The 15987-nt window shown below is 66.9% G+C and carries 14 protein-coding genes and 1 pseudogene; 8 read left to right on the top strand and 7 right to left on the bottom strand.

Annotated features, from left to right (window positions below; genetic code table 11):
- Nucleotides 1-35: 35 nt before the first annotated feature.
- From J5M67_RS12860 to J5M67_RS12845, 4 genes are all read right to left on the bottom strand, one after another.
- Nucleotides 36-527 carry a hypothetical protein gene (locus tag J5M67_RS12860; protein ID WP_207885721.1) on the bottom strand — a complete coding sequence of 164 codons (492 nt, stop codon included), beginning with the start codon at nt 525-527 and terminating at the stop codon, nt 36-38.
- A 505-nt stretch (nt 528-1032) separates the two neighbouring features.
- Nucleotides 1033-3354, bottom strand: coding sequence for an FdhF/YdeP family oxidoreductase (locus J5M67_RS12855; protein WP_207885720.1), 2322 nt, complete (start codon nt 3352-3354; stop codon nt 1033-1035).
- A gap of 13 nt (nt 3355-3367) precedes the next feature.
- Nucleotides 3368-4204 (bottom strand): formate dehydrogenase accessory sulfurtransferase FdhD, encoded by an 837-nt coding sequence (gene fdhD, locus J5M67_RS12850; RefSeq protein WP_207885719.1) that lies wholly within the window; start codon nt 4202-4204, stop codon nt 3368-3370.
- 98 nt (nt 4205-4302) lie between these two features.
- Nucleotides 4303-5199 (bottom strand): LysR family transcriptional regulator, encoded by an 897-nt coding sequence (locus J5M67_RS12845; protein WP_207885718.1) that lies wholly within the window; start codon nt 5197-5199, stop codon nt 4303-4305.
- 150 nt (nt 5200-5349) lie between these two features.
- Between J5M67_RS12845 and lysM the strand changes: the two genes are divergently transcribed.
- On the top strand, nt 5350-5787 hold the full coding sequence (gene lysM, locus J5M67_RS12840; protein WP_207885717.1) for a peptidoglycan-binding protein LysM: 438 nt from the start codon (nt 5350-5352) through the stop codon (nt 5785-5787).
- Between the two features lie 52 nt (nt 5788-5839).
- On the opposite strand, the gene yrfG is transcribed toward lysM, so the two are convergent.
- Entirely contained in the window at nt 5840-6502 is a 663-nt protein-coding gene (gene yrfG, locus J5M67_RS12835) for a GMP/IMP nucleotidase (protein ID WP_207885716.1), read from the bottom strand.
- A gap of 125 nt (nt 6503-6627) precedes the next feature.
- On the opposite strand from yrfG, the gene nudE reads away from it, so the two are divergent.
- The 6 genes from nudE to J5M67_RS12805 all read left to right on the top strand — a co-directional run bounded on the left by nudE (nt 6628) and on the right by J5M67_RS12805 (nt 12083).
- On the top strand, nt 6628-7194 hold the full coding sequence (gene nudE / locus J5M67_RS12830; RefSeq protein ID WP_207885715.1) for an ADP compounds hydrolase NudE: 567 nt from the start codon (nt 6628-6630) through the stop codon (nt 7192-7194).
- On the top strand, nt 7194-8012 hold the full coding sequence (cysQ, locus tag J5M67_RS12825) for a 3'(2'),5'-bisphosphate nucleotidase CysQ (RefSeq protein ID WP_207885714.1): 819 nt from the start codon (nt 7194-7196) through the stop codon (nt 8010-8012). The genes nudE and cysQ overlap by 1 nt, the downstream gene beginning before the upstream one ends.
- A gap of 239 nt (nt 8013-8251) precedes the next feature.
- Entirely contained in the window at nt 8252-9064 is an 813-nt protein-coding gene (mutM, locus tag J5M67_RS12820; protein WP_207885713.1) for a bifunctional DNA-formamidopyrimidine glycosylase/DNA-(apurinic or apyrimidinic site) lyase, read from the top strand.
- Between the two features lie 82 nt (nt 9065-9146).
- Nucleotides 9147-9725, top strand: coding sequence for a lysophospholipid acyltransferase family protein (locus J5M67_RS12815; RefSeq protein WP_207885712.1), 579 nt, complete (start codon nt 9147-9149; stop codon nt 9723-9725).
- A gap of 83 nt (nt 9726-9808) precedes the next feature.
- Entirely contained in the window at nt 9809-10150 is a 342-nt protein-coding gene (locus tag J5M67_RS12810) for a multidrug transporter (protein WP_207885711.1), read from the top strand.
- Between the two features lie 85 nt (nt 10151-10235).
- Entirely contained in the window at nt 10236-12083 is a 1848-nt protein-coding gene (locus J5M67_RS12805) for a Na/Pi cotransporter family protein (RefSeq protein WP_207885710.1), read from the top strand.
- Here the strand turns inward: J5M67_RS12805 and J5M67_RS12800 are convergent, their stop codons facing one another.
- Together J5M67_RS12800 and J5M67_RS12795 are read right to left on the bottom strand one after the other, a co-directional pair.
- Nucleotides 12084-13787: a gamma-glutamyltransferase family protein gene (locus J5M67_RS12800; protein ID WP_207885709.1), complete on the bottom strand. Its 1704-nt coding sequence runs from the start codon at nt 13785-13787 to the stop codon at nt 12084-12086.
- A 124-nt stretch (nt 13788-13911) separates the two neighbouring features.
- The gene (locus tag J5M67_RS12795) at nt 13912-14163 is read right to left on the bottom strand and encodes a YfhL family 4Fe-4S dicluster ferredoxin (RefSeq protein WP_207885708.1); all 252 of its coding nucleotides are present in this window, start codon (nt 14161-14163) and stop codon (nt 13912-13914) included.
- 250 nt (nt 14164-14413) lie between these two features.
- On the opposite strand from J5M67_RS12795, the pseudogene J5M67_RS29930 reads away from it, so the two are divergent.
- A pseudogene (locus J5M67_RS29930) lies at nt 14414-15924 on the top strand (aldehyde dehydrogenase).
- Nucleotides 15925-15987: the final 63 nt, after the last annotated feature.

The raw sequence follows: 15987 nt of genomic DNA, 5'->3' as shown, positions 1-15987 counted from the left end.
CTTCCGTGGACTGATCGCGGTTTGTATTGCGCAGATCAATCCCAGTCGCGGTGGTGGTGCCTGTGGTGCTTGTACCAGCCGCGATGGCGACCGTTATCGTGCCAGTCACGGTCGTAGTAGCGGGCACGACGGTAGCCGTGATGGTAGTCATCATCGTCGTCGTCGCGGTTGTTGTCGGCGTAGTGGTTGCCCAGTGCGCCGCCCGCGCCGCCACCCAGGGCCGCGCCGATCAGGCCGCCAGTAGTACCGCCCATCTTGTTGCCGATCACCTGGCCGCCGGCTGCGCCCAGGCCACCGCCGATGGCGGCTTCTGTCTTGTTGCCGTGGCGGGCACCGACCGCACCACCGGCCGCACCGCCGAGACCACTACCAATGGCGGCGCCGGTGCTGCCACCGACCGACTGGCCGATGACCGAACCCAATACCCCGCCCAGGGCGCCACCGACGCCGGCACGGGTGTCGCCGTCCGCGAAGGCGGTGCCACCAACCAGCGCAAGAGACAACAGGAGCATCGAGGAGTATTTCATAGAGAGGATCTCTCTGTGGGGATGTTGGAAGCGATCCTCGGTTCGTGCGAAGGCTCTGACAAGGCACTTCCGACGAATAACACGACTTTCATCAAATAATGCAAGTATTTGATTTAAGGTCGGAACTTTTTCGATTTTGGGTAGTCTGAGTGTTATTCCAGGGCTTTGTTTTTCGTGTGTTTTTGACGCAAGGTGCCATTGCAATGATGGCTTTTCACGCGACTCCCTGGTGCCCTTCCGAGTTTACCTTTCATTCCCTTCCTACGTGATGCAATTCCGGCGGATTCTTCGCAGGACATGGCCTCAGTGTGTCCGTGAAAATGTGTTGGCAGTCAGGGGCTACAGGCTCAGGCCGATGCGCTTTTCGTTAGGACCGAGGGGGACGCCCAGTCCTTGCTCGCGAACAGAGTTTCCCGGCCACATCAGGGTTGGGAGGTTCGCGAGCAAGCTCGCTCCTACAAGATCAAGAGCCCGTCACCCCAGGCATTCCCGGGATGACGGACGATCACAGGATCCGCAGGCTCGGCCGCGCCTTCTCGAAGCGGATGGCGACGAACTTGGAGGTCGGGGTGTAGCTGCCCACGCCGTGGCTTTCCAGCGGCACCAGCGGGTTGGTCTCCGGGTAGTAGGCCGCCGCCTGGCCCGCGGGGATGTCGTAGGCCAGCAGGGTGAAGCCGCTGACCCGGCGTTCCACGCCGTCCGCCCAGAGCGACACCATGTCCACCTTCTCACCTGGCTCGAAGCCCAGACGGCGGATGTCCGCTTCGTTGGCGAACACCACTTCGCGCTGGCCGCGCACGCCGCGGTAGCGGTCGTCAAGGCCATAGATGGTGGTGTTGTACTGGTCGTGGGAGCGCAGCGTCTGCAGGATCAGGTGCGGCTCCTGGCCGGTCTTGCGGACCTTCTCGTGGACCAGGTCCGCCGGCAGCGGGTCGCTGTGGAAGTTGGCCTTGCCGCTGGCGGTGTTCCAGCGCCGCTCGGCGGCAGCGTTGCCCAGGTGGAAACCGCCCGGATGCGCCACGCGGCGGTTGAAGTCGGTGAAGCCGGGGATGGTGTCGGCGATCAGGTCGCGGATGCGGTCGTAATGGGCGATCAGCGCATCCCAGTCCACCGGATGGTTGCCCAGGGTGGCCTTGGCGATGCCGGCAATGATCGCGGGCTCCGAGCGCATCTGCTTTGAGGACGGCTCCAGCTGGCCAAAGGAGGCGTGGATCATGCTGAAGGAGTCTTCCACGGTCACCGCCTGCGGACCCTCTGCCTGGCGGTCGATGTCGGTGCGGCCCAGGCACGGGAGGATCAGCGCGTCACCGCCTACGGTGAGGTGGCTGCGGTTGAGCTTGGTGCTGATCTGCACGGTCAGTGCGCAGCGTTGCAGGGCACTGTGGGTGCGTGCGCTGTCCGGGGTGGCCTGGGCGAAGTTGCCGCCCAGGCCGATGAAGACTTTCGCCTCGCCCTTGAGCATCGCCTCGATCGCCTCGATCGTGTTGTGGCCGTGCGCGCGCGGCACCTTGAAGCCGAAACGGCCTTCGAGGGCGTCGAGCAGCGCCGCGGGCGGGCGGTCGTTGATGCCCATGGTGCGGTCGCCCTGCACGTTGCTGTGGCCGCGTACCGGGCACAGGCCGGCGCCGGGGCGGCCGACGTTGCCGCGCAGCAGTTGCAGGCTGACCAGTTCCTGGAGGGTCGGCACCGAGTGGTGGTGCTGAGTCAGGCCCATGGCCCAGCAGACGATCACGCGTTCGGCGCGGCGGTACATGATCGCGGCCTGCTCGATCTCGTCGAGGCTGAGGCCCGACTGCTGGACGATGTGGTCCCAGGGGGTGTCATCCACCGTGGCCAGGTAGGCCTCGACGCCCTGGGTGTGCTCGGCGATGAAGGCATGGTCGAACACCGCCGGCTCGCCCTTGGCCTGGGCCTCGCGTTCCCATTGCAGGAGGAACTTGGCGATGCCGCGCACGGCCGCCATGTCGCCACCCAGCGCCGGGCGGAAGAACGCGGTGTTCAGCGGCTCGGAACCGTTGGTGAGCATCTCCAGCGCGTTCTGCGGATGCTGGAAACGCTCCAGGCCGCGCTCCTTGAGCGGGTTGAAGGCGACCACCTGGGCGCCGCGCTGCACCGCCTCGCGCAGTGGTTCGAGCATGCGCGGATGGTTGGTGCCGGGGTTCTGGCCGAACACGAAGATCGCGTCGGCGTGCTCGAAATCGTCGAAGGTCACGGTGCCCTTGCCGACGCCGACGCTCGCCCCGAGGGCCACGCCGCTGGCCTCGTGGCACATGTTCGAGCAGTCGGGGAAGTTGTTGGTGCCGAAGGCGCGGACGAACAACTGGTAAAGGAAGGCGGCTTCGTTGCTGGCCCGGCCCGAGGTGTAGAACTCGGCCTGGTCGGGGCTTTGCAGCGCATTCAGGTGCCGGGCGATGAGGGCGAAGGCATCGTCCCAGGCGATCGGCAGGTAGCGGTCGGTGGCCCGGTCGTAGCGCATCGGCTCGGTCAGGCGGCCCTGGTATTCGAGCCAGTAGTCGCTCTGCTCGCGCAGCGCGCTGACGCTGTGGCGGGCGAAGAAGGCGGCGTCCACCCGGCGCTTGGTGGCTTCCCAGTTCACCGCCTTGGCGCCGTTCTCGCAGAACTTCACCCGGCCGTCCTCGGGGGAGTCGCCCCAGGCGCAGCCGGGGCAGTCGAAGCCGCCGTTCTGGTTGGTCTTGAGCAGGGCGCGCAGGTTCTTGAAGGGCTGCTTGCTGTCCAGCCAGAAGCGCGTGACGCTGATCAGCGCGCCCCAGCCGGCGGCCGGGCCCGTGTAGGGCTGGTAGCGGGGTTTTTCGTGTTGCAGGCTCATGAAGACTCTTTCGTTAGACGGCTTTCGGCGCCGGGCTGTAGACCCGGGGGGCGTTGCGGTGGGGCAGGTGGATCAGGTTCAGGTTGTGCCGGCGGGCCCACTGCACGGTAAGGGCTGTGGGCGCGGAGAGGCTGACCAGGGTGGAGAGCCCCGCGCGCACCGCCTTGTGGATCAGCTCCAGGCTGCAGCGGCTGGTGACCACGGCAAAGCCATCGCGCGCGTCCAGGCGCTGGCGCTTGAGGGCGCCGATCAGCTTGTCGAGGGCGTTGTGGCGGCCGATGTCCTCGCGGCACAGGCGGATCTCGCCGCTGCCATCGACGAACAGCGCGGCGTGCACGGCGCCGCTGCGCCGGGCGATTTCCTGGGCAGCGTTTACCCGCTCGCGCAGGCCGTCGAGGTGTGCGGCGGGCGGCAGCGGGGCGGACGGCAGCACCGGCAGCTTCGGCAGCGCCTGGTCCAGCGCCTCGACGCCGCACAGGCCGCAGCCGGTATTGCCGGCCAGTTGCCGGCGTTGCTCCTTGAGTGCCCAGAAGGCGCGGCTGCTCACCTGCACCTCGGCGGCAATGGCATCGCCATGGGGAGTCAGGCGGATGTCATAGATGTCGTCGATGGACTCGATGAAGCCAGCGCCGAGGCTGAAGCCGTGAACGAAGTCTTCCAGGTCGTTCGGCGAAACCATCATCACGGCCTGGCTGAGGCCGTTGTAGGCAATGGCGAGGGCGATTTCGTCGGCCAGCGGGGCGCTGCCGGTGTCGTTCTCCGGGGTGAGTTCGGCGTAGGCATAGCCTTCGGCGGACGTGTCGGGAGCCCGGTCCTCGGCGGCGGCCGGGTGGGCGATCAAGCAAGGCATGGGCTGAGCCCTATGGTTCTCTAATAATAGCGCCAGACTAGGCCGTTCCGTCGGGGGCGTCTAATGGGTAGTTTCGATACCGTGATCGACGCCGTCTATCACTCGCCCGGAGAACCGTCCAGCAAGGTAGCCGCTTCGTGGAAACAGGCCTCGGCCAACGCCGAGCGCGGCTCGCCCCGGCGAATGATCAAGCCCAGCGGGGAGAGGGTGCGGGCGTCCTCTATCGGAGTGAGAGTGAAGTGCTCGCCCTGGGCGTCCAGCCCGCTGCCCAGCGGCATGATCGCGCAGCACAGGCCACGCTCCACGGCTTGCAGCAACTGGTGCACGGCGTCGGTTTCCAGGCGTGGCTGGGGTGTCAGGCCACGGCTGCGGAAGCCGTGGTCGATGGACTGGCGAAAGTGCATGCCGGTGGCGAGCAGGCCCAGGGGCAGGTCCGCCAGTGCCTCCCAGGCGAGGCTCGGACTGTCGAACTGGAAGTGCCGGCAATCGTGCAGCAGGCCCATGCGCGTGCTGGCCAGCTCCAGCCCTTCGAAGTGCTCGCGGTCCAGGCGGTCGAGGTAGGACAGGCCGAGGTCCAACTGGTTGCGGGCGAGGCCTTCGAGGATGTTCTCCGAGCTCAGTGCGTAGAGCTGGAAGCGCAGTTCCGGGTGGCGCTGGGCGAACAGTTCGATCAGCCGCATGGGGTCGAAGCCCGCCAGCGGCACCAGCCCCAGGCGCAGCGTGCCGACCAGTTGGCCACGGCAGGCGGCAGCCTCGGCATACAGGCCATCGTGGGCGGCCAGCAGGCTGCGCGCCCAGGCCAGCACGCGCTCGCCGGCTTCGGTGAAGCCTTCGAAGCGCTGCCCGCGCCGCACCAGTTCCAGGCCCAGCTCTTCCTCCAGATTGCGCAGGCGCATCGACAGGGTCGGCTGGGTGACATGGCAGCGTACTGCTGCCTGGCCGAAGTGTCGCGTCTCGTCGAGGGCACAGAGGAACTTGAGCTGTTTGATGTCCATCGGGGGATGGCTCCGGAAAGCGGCGTCTGTCGGATGAAGGCGGGCTGGGAAGAATCCGGCGGGCGCTGTCGATCTTGCCGACTAGACTCCAACCCCTCGCGGTCCGCCCAATGCCGGCCGCCTGTCACTGTAACCGTAGGGAGGTTGGATATGGGCATTTTTGCGTTCGTGAAGGAAGCCGGTGAGAAACTCTGGGAAAGCATTGTGGGCCAGGAGGCACAGGCTGCCGAATCGCTCAAGGAGCACATCGCCAAGGTCGGCCTGGGCAACCCGGCCATCCAGGTCAGCGTCGAGGGCGACAAGGTGATCGCCACCGGCGAGGTGGCCAGCCAGGAAGAGAAGGAAAAGATCCTGCTCACCCTGGGCAACGTCGCTGGCGTCTCCGGTGTCGAGGATCACATCACCGTCGCGGCTCCCGCACCGGAAGCGCGCTTTGTCACGGTGAAGAAGGGCGACACCCTGAGCGCCATCGCCAAAGCCGAGTACGGCAATGCCAATGCCTACATGAAGATCTTCGAGGCGAACAAGCCGATGCTCAGTCACCCGGACAAGATCTATCCCGGCCAAGTGCTGCGGATTCCGGCGTAGCGTAAAGGAGCCCGGCCCAGTGCCGGGCTCTTTCATTTCCGGCGAGCGGGAATCAGAGCCCCTCGATCAGCGTCCGGTAGCTGTCCTGGGCGGCGAATTCCTCGGTGTCCTTGAGCGCGCCACGGCTGTCGGGCTGACGCACCGCCAGCAGGTGGCCGACGCCGAACTGCCGCGCCGCGCGCAGGATCGGCAGGCTGTCGTCGATGAACAGGCTGCGCGCCGGGTCGAAACCGATATCGGCCTGCAGCGCTTGCCAGAATTGCGGGTCTTCCTTGGGGTAGCCGTAGTCGTGGGAGCTGATCAGGCGGTCGAACCAGGGTTCGAGCTCGACCCGCTCCAGCTTCAGCGACAGCGAATCGCGGTGGGCGTTGGTGATCAGCACCGCGCGCTTGTCGTGCAGGCGCAGGGCGGCGAGGAACAGGTCGGCGTCCGGACGCAGGGCGATCAGATGGGCGACTTCGCGCTTGAGGTCGCGGACCGACAGCTTCAGCTCGCGGGTCCAGAAATCCAGGCAGTACCAGTTGAGCTGTCCGGCGTGGTCGCGGAACAGTGGCAGCAGTTCGGCGTCGGCCTGCTCACGGCTGATGCCGTGGTGTTCGGCGTAGCGCCTGGGTAGGTGCTCGAGCCAGAAATGATTGTCGAAGTGCAGGTCGAGCAGGGTGCCGTCCATGTCGAGCAGGACGGTATCGATGGCTGACCAGGGCAGGCTTGGCATGGTGGGCTCGGTAACAGGGTGTCGTAATTGCGCAGCGGATCGGCAGGCGCCGCGCAACATCCGACACGGACAATCGGAAAAGGCGGGTTATCATAGCCGACCCGGCCACCCCCAGGAGTCGCCCCATGCGTCAGAAACCCACGGTGCTCGCCCGCGAGATCGTCGCCAAAAGCCGACTGTTTGCCGTCGAGGAGCTGCAATTGCGCTTCTCCAATGGCGTGGAGCGCACCTATGAACGCCTGGTGGGCAAGGGGCAGGGCTATGGCGCGGTGATGGTGGTCGCGATGCTCGACGCCGAGCACGTGGTCCTGGTCGAGGAATACTGCGCCGGGGTCGACGAGTACCAGCTGTCGCTGCCCAAGGGGCTGGTGGAGCCGGGCGAGGACATCCTCGCCGCGGCCGACCGCGAGCTCAAGGAGGAGGCGGGCTACGGCGCCGGCGAGCTCGAATACATCACCGAGCTGTCGCTGTCGCCTGGCTACATGAGCCAGCGCATCCAGGTGGTGCTGGCGCGCAATCTCTACCCCGAGACCCTGCCCGGCGACGAGCCGGAGCCGATGCGGGTGGACAAGATCAGCCTGCGCGAGCTCTCCAGCCTCGCCCAGCATGCCCAGTTCAGCGAAGGACGCGCTCTGGCCGCGCTCTATCTGGTGCGCGACCTGCTGACCCAACGAGGGGAGTACCAGCCGTGATGCACGCCTTTCTGCCTGCGGTCATCGACCTGGTGCACAAGGCGGGCGACGTGATCCTGCCGTTCTGGCGCAGCGACCTGGACGTCGAGCAGAAGGCCGACGAGTCCCCGGTAACCGCCGCCGACCTGGCCGCCCACCGCCTGCTAGCCGACGGCCTGCGCGCGCTGGCGCCGGAGGTGCCGGTGCTGTCGGAGGAGGACTGCGACATCCCCCTGGAGCAGCGCTCCCAGTGGACCCGCTGGTGGCTGGTGGACCCGCTGGACGGCACCAAGGAATTCATCGCCGGCAGCGAGGAGTTCACCGTCAATGTGGCGTTGATCGAGCGCGGCCGCGTGGTGTTCGGCGTCGTCGGCGTTCCCGCCAGCGGCCGTTGCTACTACGGTGGCGCAGCGCTTGGCGCGTGGCGTGAGGAGCGTGGTGGCGAGCCGCAGGAGATCAGCGTGCGGGTCAGCCCGGCCGAGGCATTCACCGTGGTGGCCAGCAAACGCCATTCGAGTCCCGCCCAAGAGCGCCTGCTGGCCGGACTGGCCGAGCGATTTGGAGATCTGGAACTGGCCAATATCGGCAGTTCGCTGAAGTTCTGCCTGCTGGCCGAGGGCTCGGCGGACTGCTATCCGCGCCTGGCGCCGACCTCGCAATGGGATACGGCAGCGGCCCAGGGGGTGCTGGAAGGCGCCGGCGGCGAAGTGCTCGACCTGCATGGCCAGACCTTCACCTACGAGGCGCGGGAGACGTTGCTCAATGAATCGTTCCTCGCCCTGCCGCAGGCCGCGGAATGGCGCGGGGAGCTGATCCAGTTGGCGCGGGCGCTGGACTGAATCGTAGGGCGTATAACGTCGAACGTTATACGCCCTACAACTCATCAGACTCCCGTAGGAGCGGACTCTGTCCGCGATACTCTTGCGCCGGGCTATCGCGGACGGAGTCCGCTCCTACAAAAGCTCCACACGCCTCACCGTGGGCGCAGCCTTCTTGCAAGGCATTTGCTTTTTTTGATGTTCGCGAGCAATAACTAGCTATCCCTTCGCTCCTACAGAATCCTCCTGCGTATCGATCCATGCCTGAATTACCCGAAGTCGAAACCACCCGCCGGGGCATCGCGCCCTACCTCGAAGGCCAGCGCGTCAGCCGCGTGATCGTCCGTGAACGCCGCCTGCGCTGGCCGATCCCGGAGGATCTCGACGTGCGCCTGTCCGGGCAGCGCATCCTGCAGGTGGAGCGGCGCGCCAAGTACCTGTTGCTCAACGCCGAGGCCGGCACGCTGATCAGCCACCTGGGCATGTCGGGCAGCCTGCGTCTGGTCGAGTGCGGGCTGCCGGCTGCGCGCCACGAGCATGTGGATATCGAGCTGGAGTCGGGCATGGCGCTGCGCTACACCGATCCCCGGCGCTTCGGCGCGCTGCTCTGGAGCCAGACGCCGCTGGAGCACGAACTGTTGCGCCACCTCGGGCCCGAGCCGCTGACCGACGCCTTCGAGGGCGAGCGGCTGTACCAGATGTCCCGCGGCCGCAGCATGGCGGTGAAACCCTTCATCATGGACAACGCGGTAGTGGTCGGCGTGGGCAACATCTACGCCACCGAGGCGCTGTTCGCCGCCGGCATCGACCCGCGCCGCGAGGCCGGCACTCTCTCCCGTGCCCGCTACCTGAAGTTGGCGCAGGAGATCAAACGCATCCTGGCGATCGCCATCGAGCGCGGCGGCACCACGCTGCGCGACTTCGTCGGCGGCGACGGCCAGCCGGGCTACTTCCAGCAGGAGCTGTTCGTCTACGGACGCGGCGGCGAGTTCTGCAAGGTCTGCGGCTCGACCCTGCGCGAGGTCCGTCTCGGCCAGCGCGCCAGCGTGTACTGTCCGCGCTGCCAACGCTGACCCTTCCTGCCGCCGTTAATCTGTCGCTCTAAAATAATCCATAACAACAATGGCCCCTCCCGAGGGGGCCACCAGGTGATTCATGTCCGGTAATTATCTGCCCCGCAATCCGCTGGCCGAGGCGCTCGGCCATGCCATGCTGCGCGTCGCGGGCTGGCGCATCGAGGGCTCGCTGCCCGCCCTCGACAAGTTCGTGGTGATCGGCGCCCACCACACCTCCAACTGGGACTTCATGCTGTTCCTCGCCGCCAAGTTCGTGCTGCGCCTGAATGCCCGCTGGTTCGGCAAGCACACCCTGTTCCGCGGTCCCTGGGGCGGGCTGATGCGGCGCTGGGGCGGTATTCCGATCCAGCGCCACCTCAAGCTCAATACCGTGGACCAGGCGGTGCAGGCCTTTCGCGACAGCCGCGAGATGATGCTGATCCTCTCGCCGGAGGGCACGCGCAGGAAGGTCGAGCGCTGGAAGATGGGCTTCTACCATATCGCCCGTGGTGCGGGCGTGCCCATCGTCCTGGCCGCGCTGGACTATCCGGGGCGGCGCATCGTCATCGGCGAGCCGTACTGGCCGACGGGAGATGAGGCGGCCGATCTGCGTCGGATGCTGGATTTCTACCGGCCGTTTGTACCGAAAAAGCCTGAATATGCATTCTTCGGCGATTGAAGGCTGTCACGCGACAAGTCACGGAGCGCTGTTATAGTTAATGGCAGTCTGCCTGCCCAACTACATAAAAAGGACTTCTCTCCATGAACCTGTTTCGCACCACCGCCGTTGTCCTGGCTCTGACCTGCGGGCTGTCGTCGATGCCGGCCGTCGCCGAAGAAGTGGTGGCTTCCAGCGCCAGCGGCGATCCGCTCTATACCGTCGAGGCGCCGCCCGCATACGCCATGATGGGTGACCTGATCTTCGCCCGTCCGCTGCTGATCGCCGCGACCGTGGTGGGCGCCGCGGCGTTCGTGGTGACCCTGCCGTTCAGCGCGCTGGGTGGCAACGTCAAGGAAGCCGGCGAGGCGCTGGTGGTCGAGCCGGGCAAGTCCGCCTTCGTTCGCTGCCTGGGCTGCACCAAGAGCGGCTACAAGCAGGACTGAGTTCTGCCCACCGGGGCGGCCGCGTCCGGGCCGCCCGTCACATCGAACGCATCCCCGGCGATGCGTTGAGCCCAGCAGGTAACGTATGGATACGACCCGGCTGAAGAAGCACCTGCGTCCGGTGCTTCTGTCGCTGGTTGCCGTTGGTCTTGGCTATGGCTTCTGGTCCAGTGCCGGTCTGCTGCAGTTGGGCGCGGGGCTGGCATTGTTCCTGTTCGGCATGCAGTGCCTGGAAGAGGGCCTGCGTGACCTGGCTGGCAGCCAACTGGAACGTTGGCTGGAGAAAAGCACCGCGACCCGTGGCAAGAGCCTGCTGTTCGGCCTGGTCGGCACCTTCCTGCTGCAATCCTCCACTCTGGTTTCCCTGCTCACCATCGCCTTCATCAGCACCGGGCTGATCCAGCTGGCCGGCGGCATCGCCATTCTCTTCGGCGCCAACCTCGGCGCCACCAGCGGCATCTGGCTGCTCGCCCTGGCCGGGCAGAACCTTAGCCTGAGCCCGCTGGCACTGCCGCTGCTGGTGTTCGGCGTGCTGATGGGCTTCAACGGCGACAAGAGCAAGGCCGCCGGGCGCATCCTGTTGGGCGTCGCCTTCATCTTCCTGGGCATCGACCAGATCAAGGAGGGCTTCTCCAGCTTCGGCGACGCCCTGGACACCCGCGAACTGCAATCCGAGGGCATGCTCGGCGCGCTGCTGTTCGTCACCTTCGGCGCGCTGATCACCGTGGTCCTGCAATCCAGCCACGCCACCCTGATGCTCACCCTGGCGGCGCTGGCCGGTGGGCAACTGGAGCTGGGCCAGAGCCTGGCCATCGCCATCGGTTCCAACGTCGGCAGCAGCGTCACCACCGCCTTCGTCGGCTCCCTGGGCGGCAACCGCAGCGGGCAGCGGCTGGCATTGGCGCACGTGTTGTTCAACGTGGTGACCGGTGTGTTGACCTTCATCCTGCTCTCGCCCCTGACCTGGCTGGTGCACGCGCTGGTGACGCCGTTTGGGCTGTCGGACAACCCGATGATCCAGCTGGCGCTGTTCCACACGCTGTTCAACGGCATGGGCGTGCTGCTGTTCTGGCCGCTGCAGGGCGCGCTGGCCAAGGCGCTGGTGCGCTGGCTGCCGGAGATGGAAGAGCCGACGGTGCTGATCACCGACATGGCGCCGGCCCTGCCGAGCATCGAGCGCACCCATGCGCGCTACCTCAACGAGCGGGCGCTGGACTCCGCCGACGCCTCGGCCAGCGCGGTGCTGCAGGAGCTGCGTCACCTGGGCCGGCTGAGCATCGAGGTAATCTGCCACGCCTTGTACCTGCCGGTGGAGATGCTCACCCAGCCGCGTGTGGATGAAAGCCAGCTGCAGGCCGCGCCGGACCGTCACGCGCTGTCCGCGGAAGTGCTCTACCAGCGTCATATCAAGGGCGTCTATGGCGACCTGCTGAGCTTCATGGGGCGCCTGGAGGTACCGCTGGACGAGGAGCACCAGCGGCTCTGGCTGTCCTGCCAGGTGGTGGCGCTGCAACTGGTGGATGCGGTGAAGGACGCCAAGCACCTGCAGAAGAACCTCGGCCAGGCGCTGCAAGGCGAGCCTTCGTCCATGCGCGAGGCTTACGTGGAGCTGCGCCGCCATCTGCTCGGCATGCTGCGGGAAGTGCGGGCGATGGGCGTGCTGATCGGCGGTGAGTTACCGGAAGACGCGCTCCTGGCGCGCCTGCAATTGCTCGACGAAAGCGCCGCGGCGTTCGACGCGGCCTTCCGCCAGCGCCTGTTCGCCGCCGTGCGCCAGCAGGATTTGGACGGCCTGCAGACCAGTTCGCTGATGAACGATCTCGGCTACGTTAGCCGCATCGTCCAGAGCCTGCGCAACGTGCTGCAACTGGGCACCGAGCACGGTCTGTTCGAGCCGCAGGACGACGAGGCTCCAGCGCTCATCCTCTCCTGATCAGCGCATCGGCATCGCCAGTTCGGTAGCGATGCCAATGCCGCGCGGATCGCTGGCCGTCTGCACCTCGCCGGACTTCTTGTTCCACAGCAGCACCTGCTGGTTGCCATAGGCGCGGCCGACATCCTTGAGCGTATAGCCACGGCGGTTCAGCTCGGCCATCTGGCTGCCGCTGAAGGCGCGCGGTTCGTGCTCGATCACGTCCGGCAGGTACTGGTGGTGATAGCGCGGGGACGACACCCACTGCTGGATCGGCTTGCCGTCCAGGTAGTCCAGCATCGACAGCAGCACCATGCTGGGAATGCGGCTGCCGCCGGGGGTGCCGAAGGCCGCCAGCTCGTTGGAGCTTTCGATGAAGCTCGGGCTCATGCTCGACAGCGGGCGCTTGCCGGAGGCCACGGCGTTGGCCTGGCTGCCGGCCAGCTGATAGGCGTTGGCGCCGCTGACATCGGTGGCGAAGTCATCCATCTCGTCATTGAGCAGCACGCCGGTGCCGGGCACGGTGAAGGCGGCGCCGAACGGCAGGTTGACCGAAAGGGTCGCGGCCACCGCGTTGCCGTCCGCATCCATGACCACGAAGTGGGTGGTGTGGTCGCCCTCGCGCCAGGCGGGCGCCGGAGGCAGGGACGAGCTGGGAGTGGCGCGCTGCGGGTCGATGCCACCGGCCAGGCGCTTGAGGTAATCGGGCGCGAGCAGTTGCGGCACCGGGTTGGCGACGCGATCGGGGTCGCCCAGCAGGCCGCGATCGCGGTAGGCGCGGCGCAGCGCCTCCACCACATAGTGCGCGCGCTGCACCGGGTCGGCCTTTTGCCACGGCAGTTGCTGCAGCATCCCCAGGCTCTGGGCCAGGGCCACGCCGCCGGCGGAGGGCGGCGGTGCGCTGATGAGCTCACGCCCATCATTCAGTGGGTAACGCAGAGCCGGGCGCTCCACGGTGCGGTAGCTGGCCAGGTCCTCCAGGCTCCAGACGCCGCCGGCGGCGCGCACGCCCTGCACCAGCTTGTCGGCGGTTTCGCCTTCGTAGAAGCCGATCCGGCCATAACGGGCCAAACGCTCCAGGGTGCGTGCCAGCTCCGGCTGGCGCACCAGGTCCCATTCTTCGGGCAGGTTGCCGCTGGGAAGGAAGATGCGCGCGGTTTCGCGGTCCTTGCGTATCGCGTCCAGGCGCCAGGAGGCGCGGTCGATGTAGATGCGGTCAACGGAGACGCCGTCGGTGGCCAGGCGGATCGCCGGCACCAGATTATTCGCCAGGGTCTTCCTGCCGTAGCGGCTGGTGATATCCGCCAGCGCCGCGGGCAGGCCGGGGATGCCGGCGGCCAGCGGGCCATTGAGCGACAGCTGCGGGTCGACCTTGCCGTTGCGCTCGTACATCCGCGCGTGGGCGGCCAGCGGGGCGCGCTCGCGGGCGTCGATGAAACGGTAGGTCGGCGGGTCGCCAGCCTGGCGCAGCAGGAAGAAGCCGCCGCCGCCCAGGCCCGAGCCATAGGGTTCGGCCACCGCCAGCGCGGCGCTGATGGCCACGGCGGCGTCGAAGGCGTTACCGCCGTCGGCGAGGGTTTCCAGGCCGGCCACGGTGGCGGCCGGATGGGCAGTGGCAACGCCGGCCTGCGCCGGGTGTTCCGCGGCATGCAGGGCGGCGCTGAGCAGCAGGAGGCTGCAGAAGCCGAGCAGGGTGGCGCGGGAGCGGATATTCAACAGGGACATGGCATCTCACGAACCGCCGGCTGCACCGGCTGGAAAACCTGATTGGGCGGACTAGGGAGGATAGACAATCCCACGGCCCAAGGGTTTGTGAGAGCTCAATGAAAAAGTGTCGAACCGCGCGGGATCAGGCCTTGCCGGTGAGCTTCTTGTACTTCTCCATCAACTGCTCCTTGCTCTCGACGTTGTTCTCGTCGAGGGGGATGCAGTCGACCGGGCAGACCTGCTGGCACTGCGGCTCGTCGTAGTGGCCGACGCACTCGGTGCACAGGTTCGGGTCGATCACGTAGATCTCCTCGCCCTGGGAGATCGCGGCATTGGGGCACTCGGGTTCGCAGACGTCGCAGTTGATGCAATCGTCGGTGATTTTCAGGGACATCGAATAACTCCGGCCATGTCCGGGGGCATGGCTGTCAGCAACAGGAATGCTGGAATTGTGCCGCATCGGGGGCTTGCGCGCACCTGCCGGCTGACCGACCAGCCCATGAAGAATTCGCAGGAATGCGCAAAGCGCCGCAGGAAGCTGAAAGATCGGCGGCTTGCGACAGCCCTAGTCTGGCGTCGAACCGAACCCGGCCGGCGGTGGCCGCCGGGGTCAAGCCACAGTCGTCAGAAAGGAAAAGCGCACCATGAATGCTCTCGAACACTTTGCTCGGCTCAGCGGTTGCCAATGGATCGACGGACAACTGCGCCCGGGCTCAGGCGGCGCAAGCCAGGAGGTCCTGGACCCGGCCACCGAGCAGTGCATCGGCCAGATCAGCGACGCCAGCCGCGAGGAGGTCGAGCGCGCGGTCGCTGTGGCCAATCGTGCCCAGCAACTGTGGAACCGCAGCAATGGCCTGCATCGCGCCGAAGCGCTGCACGCGGTGGCCGCGGAGATCCGCCGGCAGCAGCCGCTGGTAGCGGAGATGCTCACCCGCGAGATCGGCAAGACCTACAAGGAGTCCTTCGATGAGGTGTCCTGGTCCGCCACCGCAGTGGACTACTACGCGGAGCTGGGCCGCCATGAGATCGGCCGGGTCACGGGCCCGGTGGTGGACGGCCAGTTCAACTTCTCGCTGAAGGAGCCGCTGGGCGTGGTGGTGCTGATCCTGCCCTTCAACTATCCGCTCTGCCTGCTCTGCTGGCAGGCCGCCGCGGCGCTGGCGGCGGGCAACTCGGTGATCATCAAGCCGTCCGAGCTGACCTCGCTGACTACCCTGCAGTTCGTCCAGGCCTTCGCCGCGCTGGGCGAGGGCCTGGTGCAGGTGCTGACCGGCGGAGCCGAGGTTGCCCAGCAACTGGTACGGCACCCCAACACGCACATGGTGGCGTTCACCGGCGGCATCGAGACCGGGCGCATCGTCGCCCGCGAATGCGCCGGGCTGTACAAGCGCACCCTGATCGAAACCTCGGGCAACGATCCCTTCATCGTGATGCCCTCGGCGCCGCTGGACATCGCCGCGCGCGGCGCCGCCTTCGGCGCCTACCTCAACTGCGGCCAGGTCTGTGCCTCGTCGGAGCGCTTCTATGTGCACGACGCGGTCTACGACGCCTTCGTCGAACGGCTGGCCTATCATGCCGGGCGCATCCGCGTCGGCAACGGCCTGGACAAGGTGGACATGGGCCGCTCGCCTCCAAGGTGCAGCGCGAGCGCTACGAGCGCATTCTCCACCGCGCCATCGAGCAGGGCGCCCGCGTCGCCGCCGGTGGCGGTCGCCCGCGCGGCCTGGAGCGGGGCTGGTTCGCCGAGGCGACCGTGCTGCGTGACGTGCGTCCGGAGATGGACATCCTGCATGACGAGAGCTTCGGCCCGGTGGCGCCGATCTGCCGGGTCGAAAGCCTGGACGAGGCGCTGAAGCTCTCCAACGACTCGCGCTACGGCCTCGGCTCGACCATCTACACCACCGACCTCGAGGAAAGCATGCGCGCCGTGCACGCGCTGGAGGCCGGCATGGTGTGGGTCAACGCACCGCTGCTGGACAACGACGCCGGTCCGTTCGGTGGCCGCAAGCAGTCGGGCATGGGGCGCCAGCTGGGGGCCGAGGGGCTGGATACCTTCCGCCACAGCAAGTTCGTGATGATGGACCCGGCAGCCTCGGCGCAGGACTTCTGGTGGTTCCCGTTCCGCGACGAGGAAGCCTTCCCCGGTACGCGCTGAGCCGGTAGCCGAAGCAAACACTCCGCCGCGCCGGCACGGGCGGCGGACCTTTCTGGATGAGGG

The sequence above is a fragment of the Pseudomonas sp. 30_B genome, assembly GCF_017491605.1.
Lineage (GTDB): Bacteria > Pseudomonadota > Gammaproteobacteria > Pseudomonadales > Pseudomonadaceae > Pseudomonas.
Note: the sequence above shows the minus strand (reverse complement) of the source record. Positions and strands in the feature narration are given on the sequence as shown.

What these genes read in the sequence shown, in the direction of transcription:
- J5M67_RS12860 (WP_207885721.1), bottom strand. Translation starts at nt 527, where the DNA reads ATGAAATACTCCTCGATGCTCCTGTTGTCTCTTGCGCTGGTTGGTGGC.
- J5M67_RS12855 (WP_207885720.1), bottom strand. Translation starts at nt 3,354, where the DNA reads ATGAGCCTGCAACACGAAAAACCCCGCTACCAGCCCTACACGGGCCCG.
- fdhD (WP_207885719.1), bottom strand. Translation starts at nt 4,204, where the DNA reads ATGCCTTGCTTGATCGCCCACCCGGCCGCCGCCGAGGACCGGGCTCCC.
- J5M67_RS12845 (WP_207885718.1), bottom strand. Translation starts at nt 5,199, where the DNA reads ATGGACATCAAACAGCTCAAGTTCCTCTGTGCCCTCGACGAGACGCGA.
- lysM (WP_207885717.1), top strand. Translation starts at nt 5,350, where the DNA reads ATGGGCATTTTTGCGTTCGTGAAGGAAGCCGGTGAGAAACTCTGGGAA.
- yrfG (WP_207885716.1), bottom strand. Translation starts at nt 6,502, where the DNA reads ATGCCAAGCCTGCCCTGGTCAGCCATCGATACCGTCCTGCTCGACATG.
- nudE (WP_207885715.1), top strand. Translation starts at nt 6,628, where the DNA reads ATGCGTCAGAAACCCACGGTGCTCGCCCGCGAGATCGTCGCCAAAAGC.
- cysQ (WP_207885714.1), top strand. Translation starts at nt 7,194, where the DNA reads ATGCACGCCTTTCTGCCTGCGGTCATCGACCTGGTGCACAAGGCGGGC.
- mutM (WP_207885713.1), top strand. Translation starts at nt 8,252, where the DNA reads ATGCCTGAATTACCCGAAGTCGAAACCACCCGCCGGGGCATCGCGCCC.
- J5M67_RS12815 (WP_207885712.1), top strand. Translation starts at nt 9,147, where the DNA reads ATGTCCGGTAATTATCTGCCCCGCAATCCGCTGGCCGAGGCGCTCGGC.
- J5M67_RS12810 (WP_207885711.1), top strand. Translation starts at nt 9,809, where the DNA reads ATGAACCTGTTTCGCACCACCGCCGTTGTCCTGGCTCTGACCTGCGGG.
- J5M67_RS12805 (WP_207885710.1), top strand. Translation starts at nt 10,236, where the DNA reads ATGGATACGACCCGGCTGAAGAAGCACCTGCGTCCGGTGCTTCTGTCG.
- J5M67_RS12800 (WP_207885709.1), bottom strand. Translation starts at nt 13,787, where the DNA reads ATGTCCCTGTTGAATATCCGCTCCCGCGCCACCCTGCTCGGCTTCTGC.
- J5M67_RS12795 (WP_207885708.1), bottom strand. Translation starts at nt 14,163, where the DNA reads ATGTCCCTGAAAATCACCGACGATTGCATCAACTGCGACGTCTGCGAA.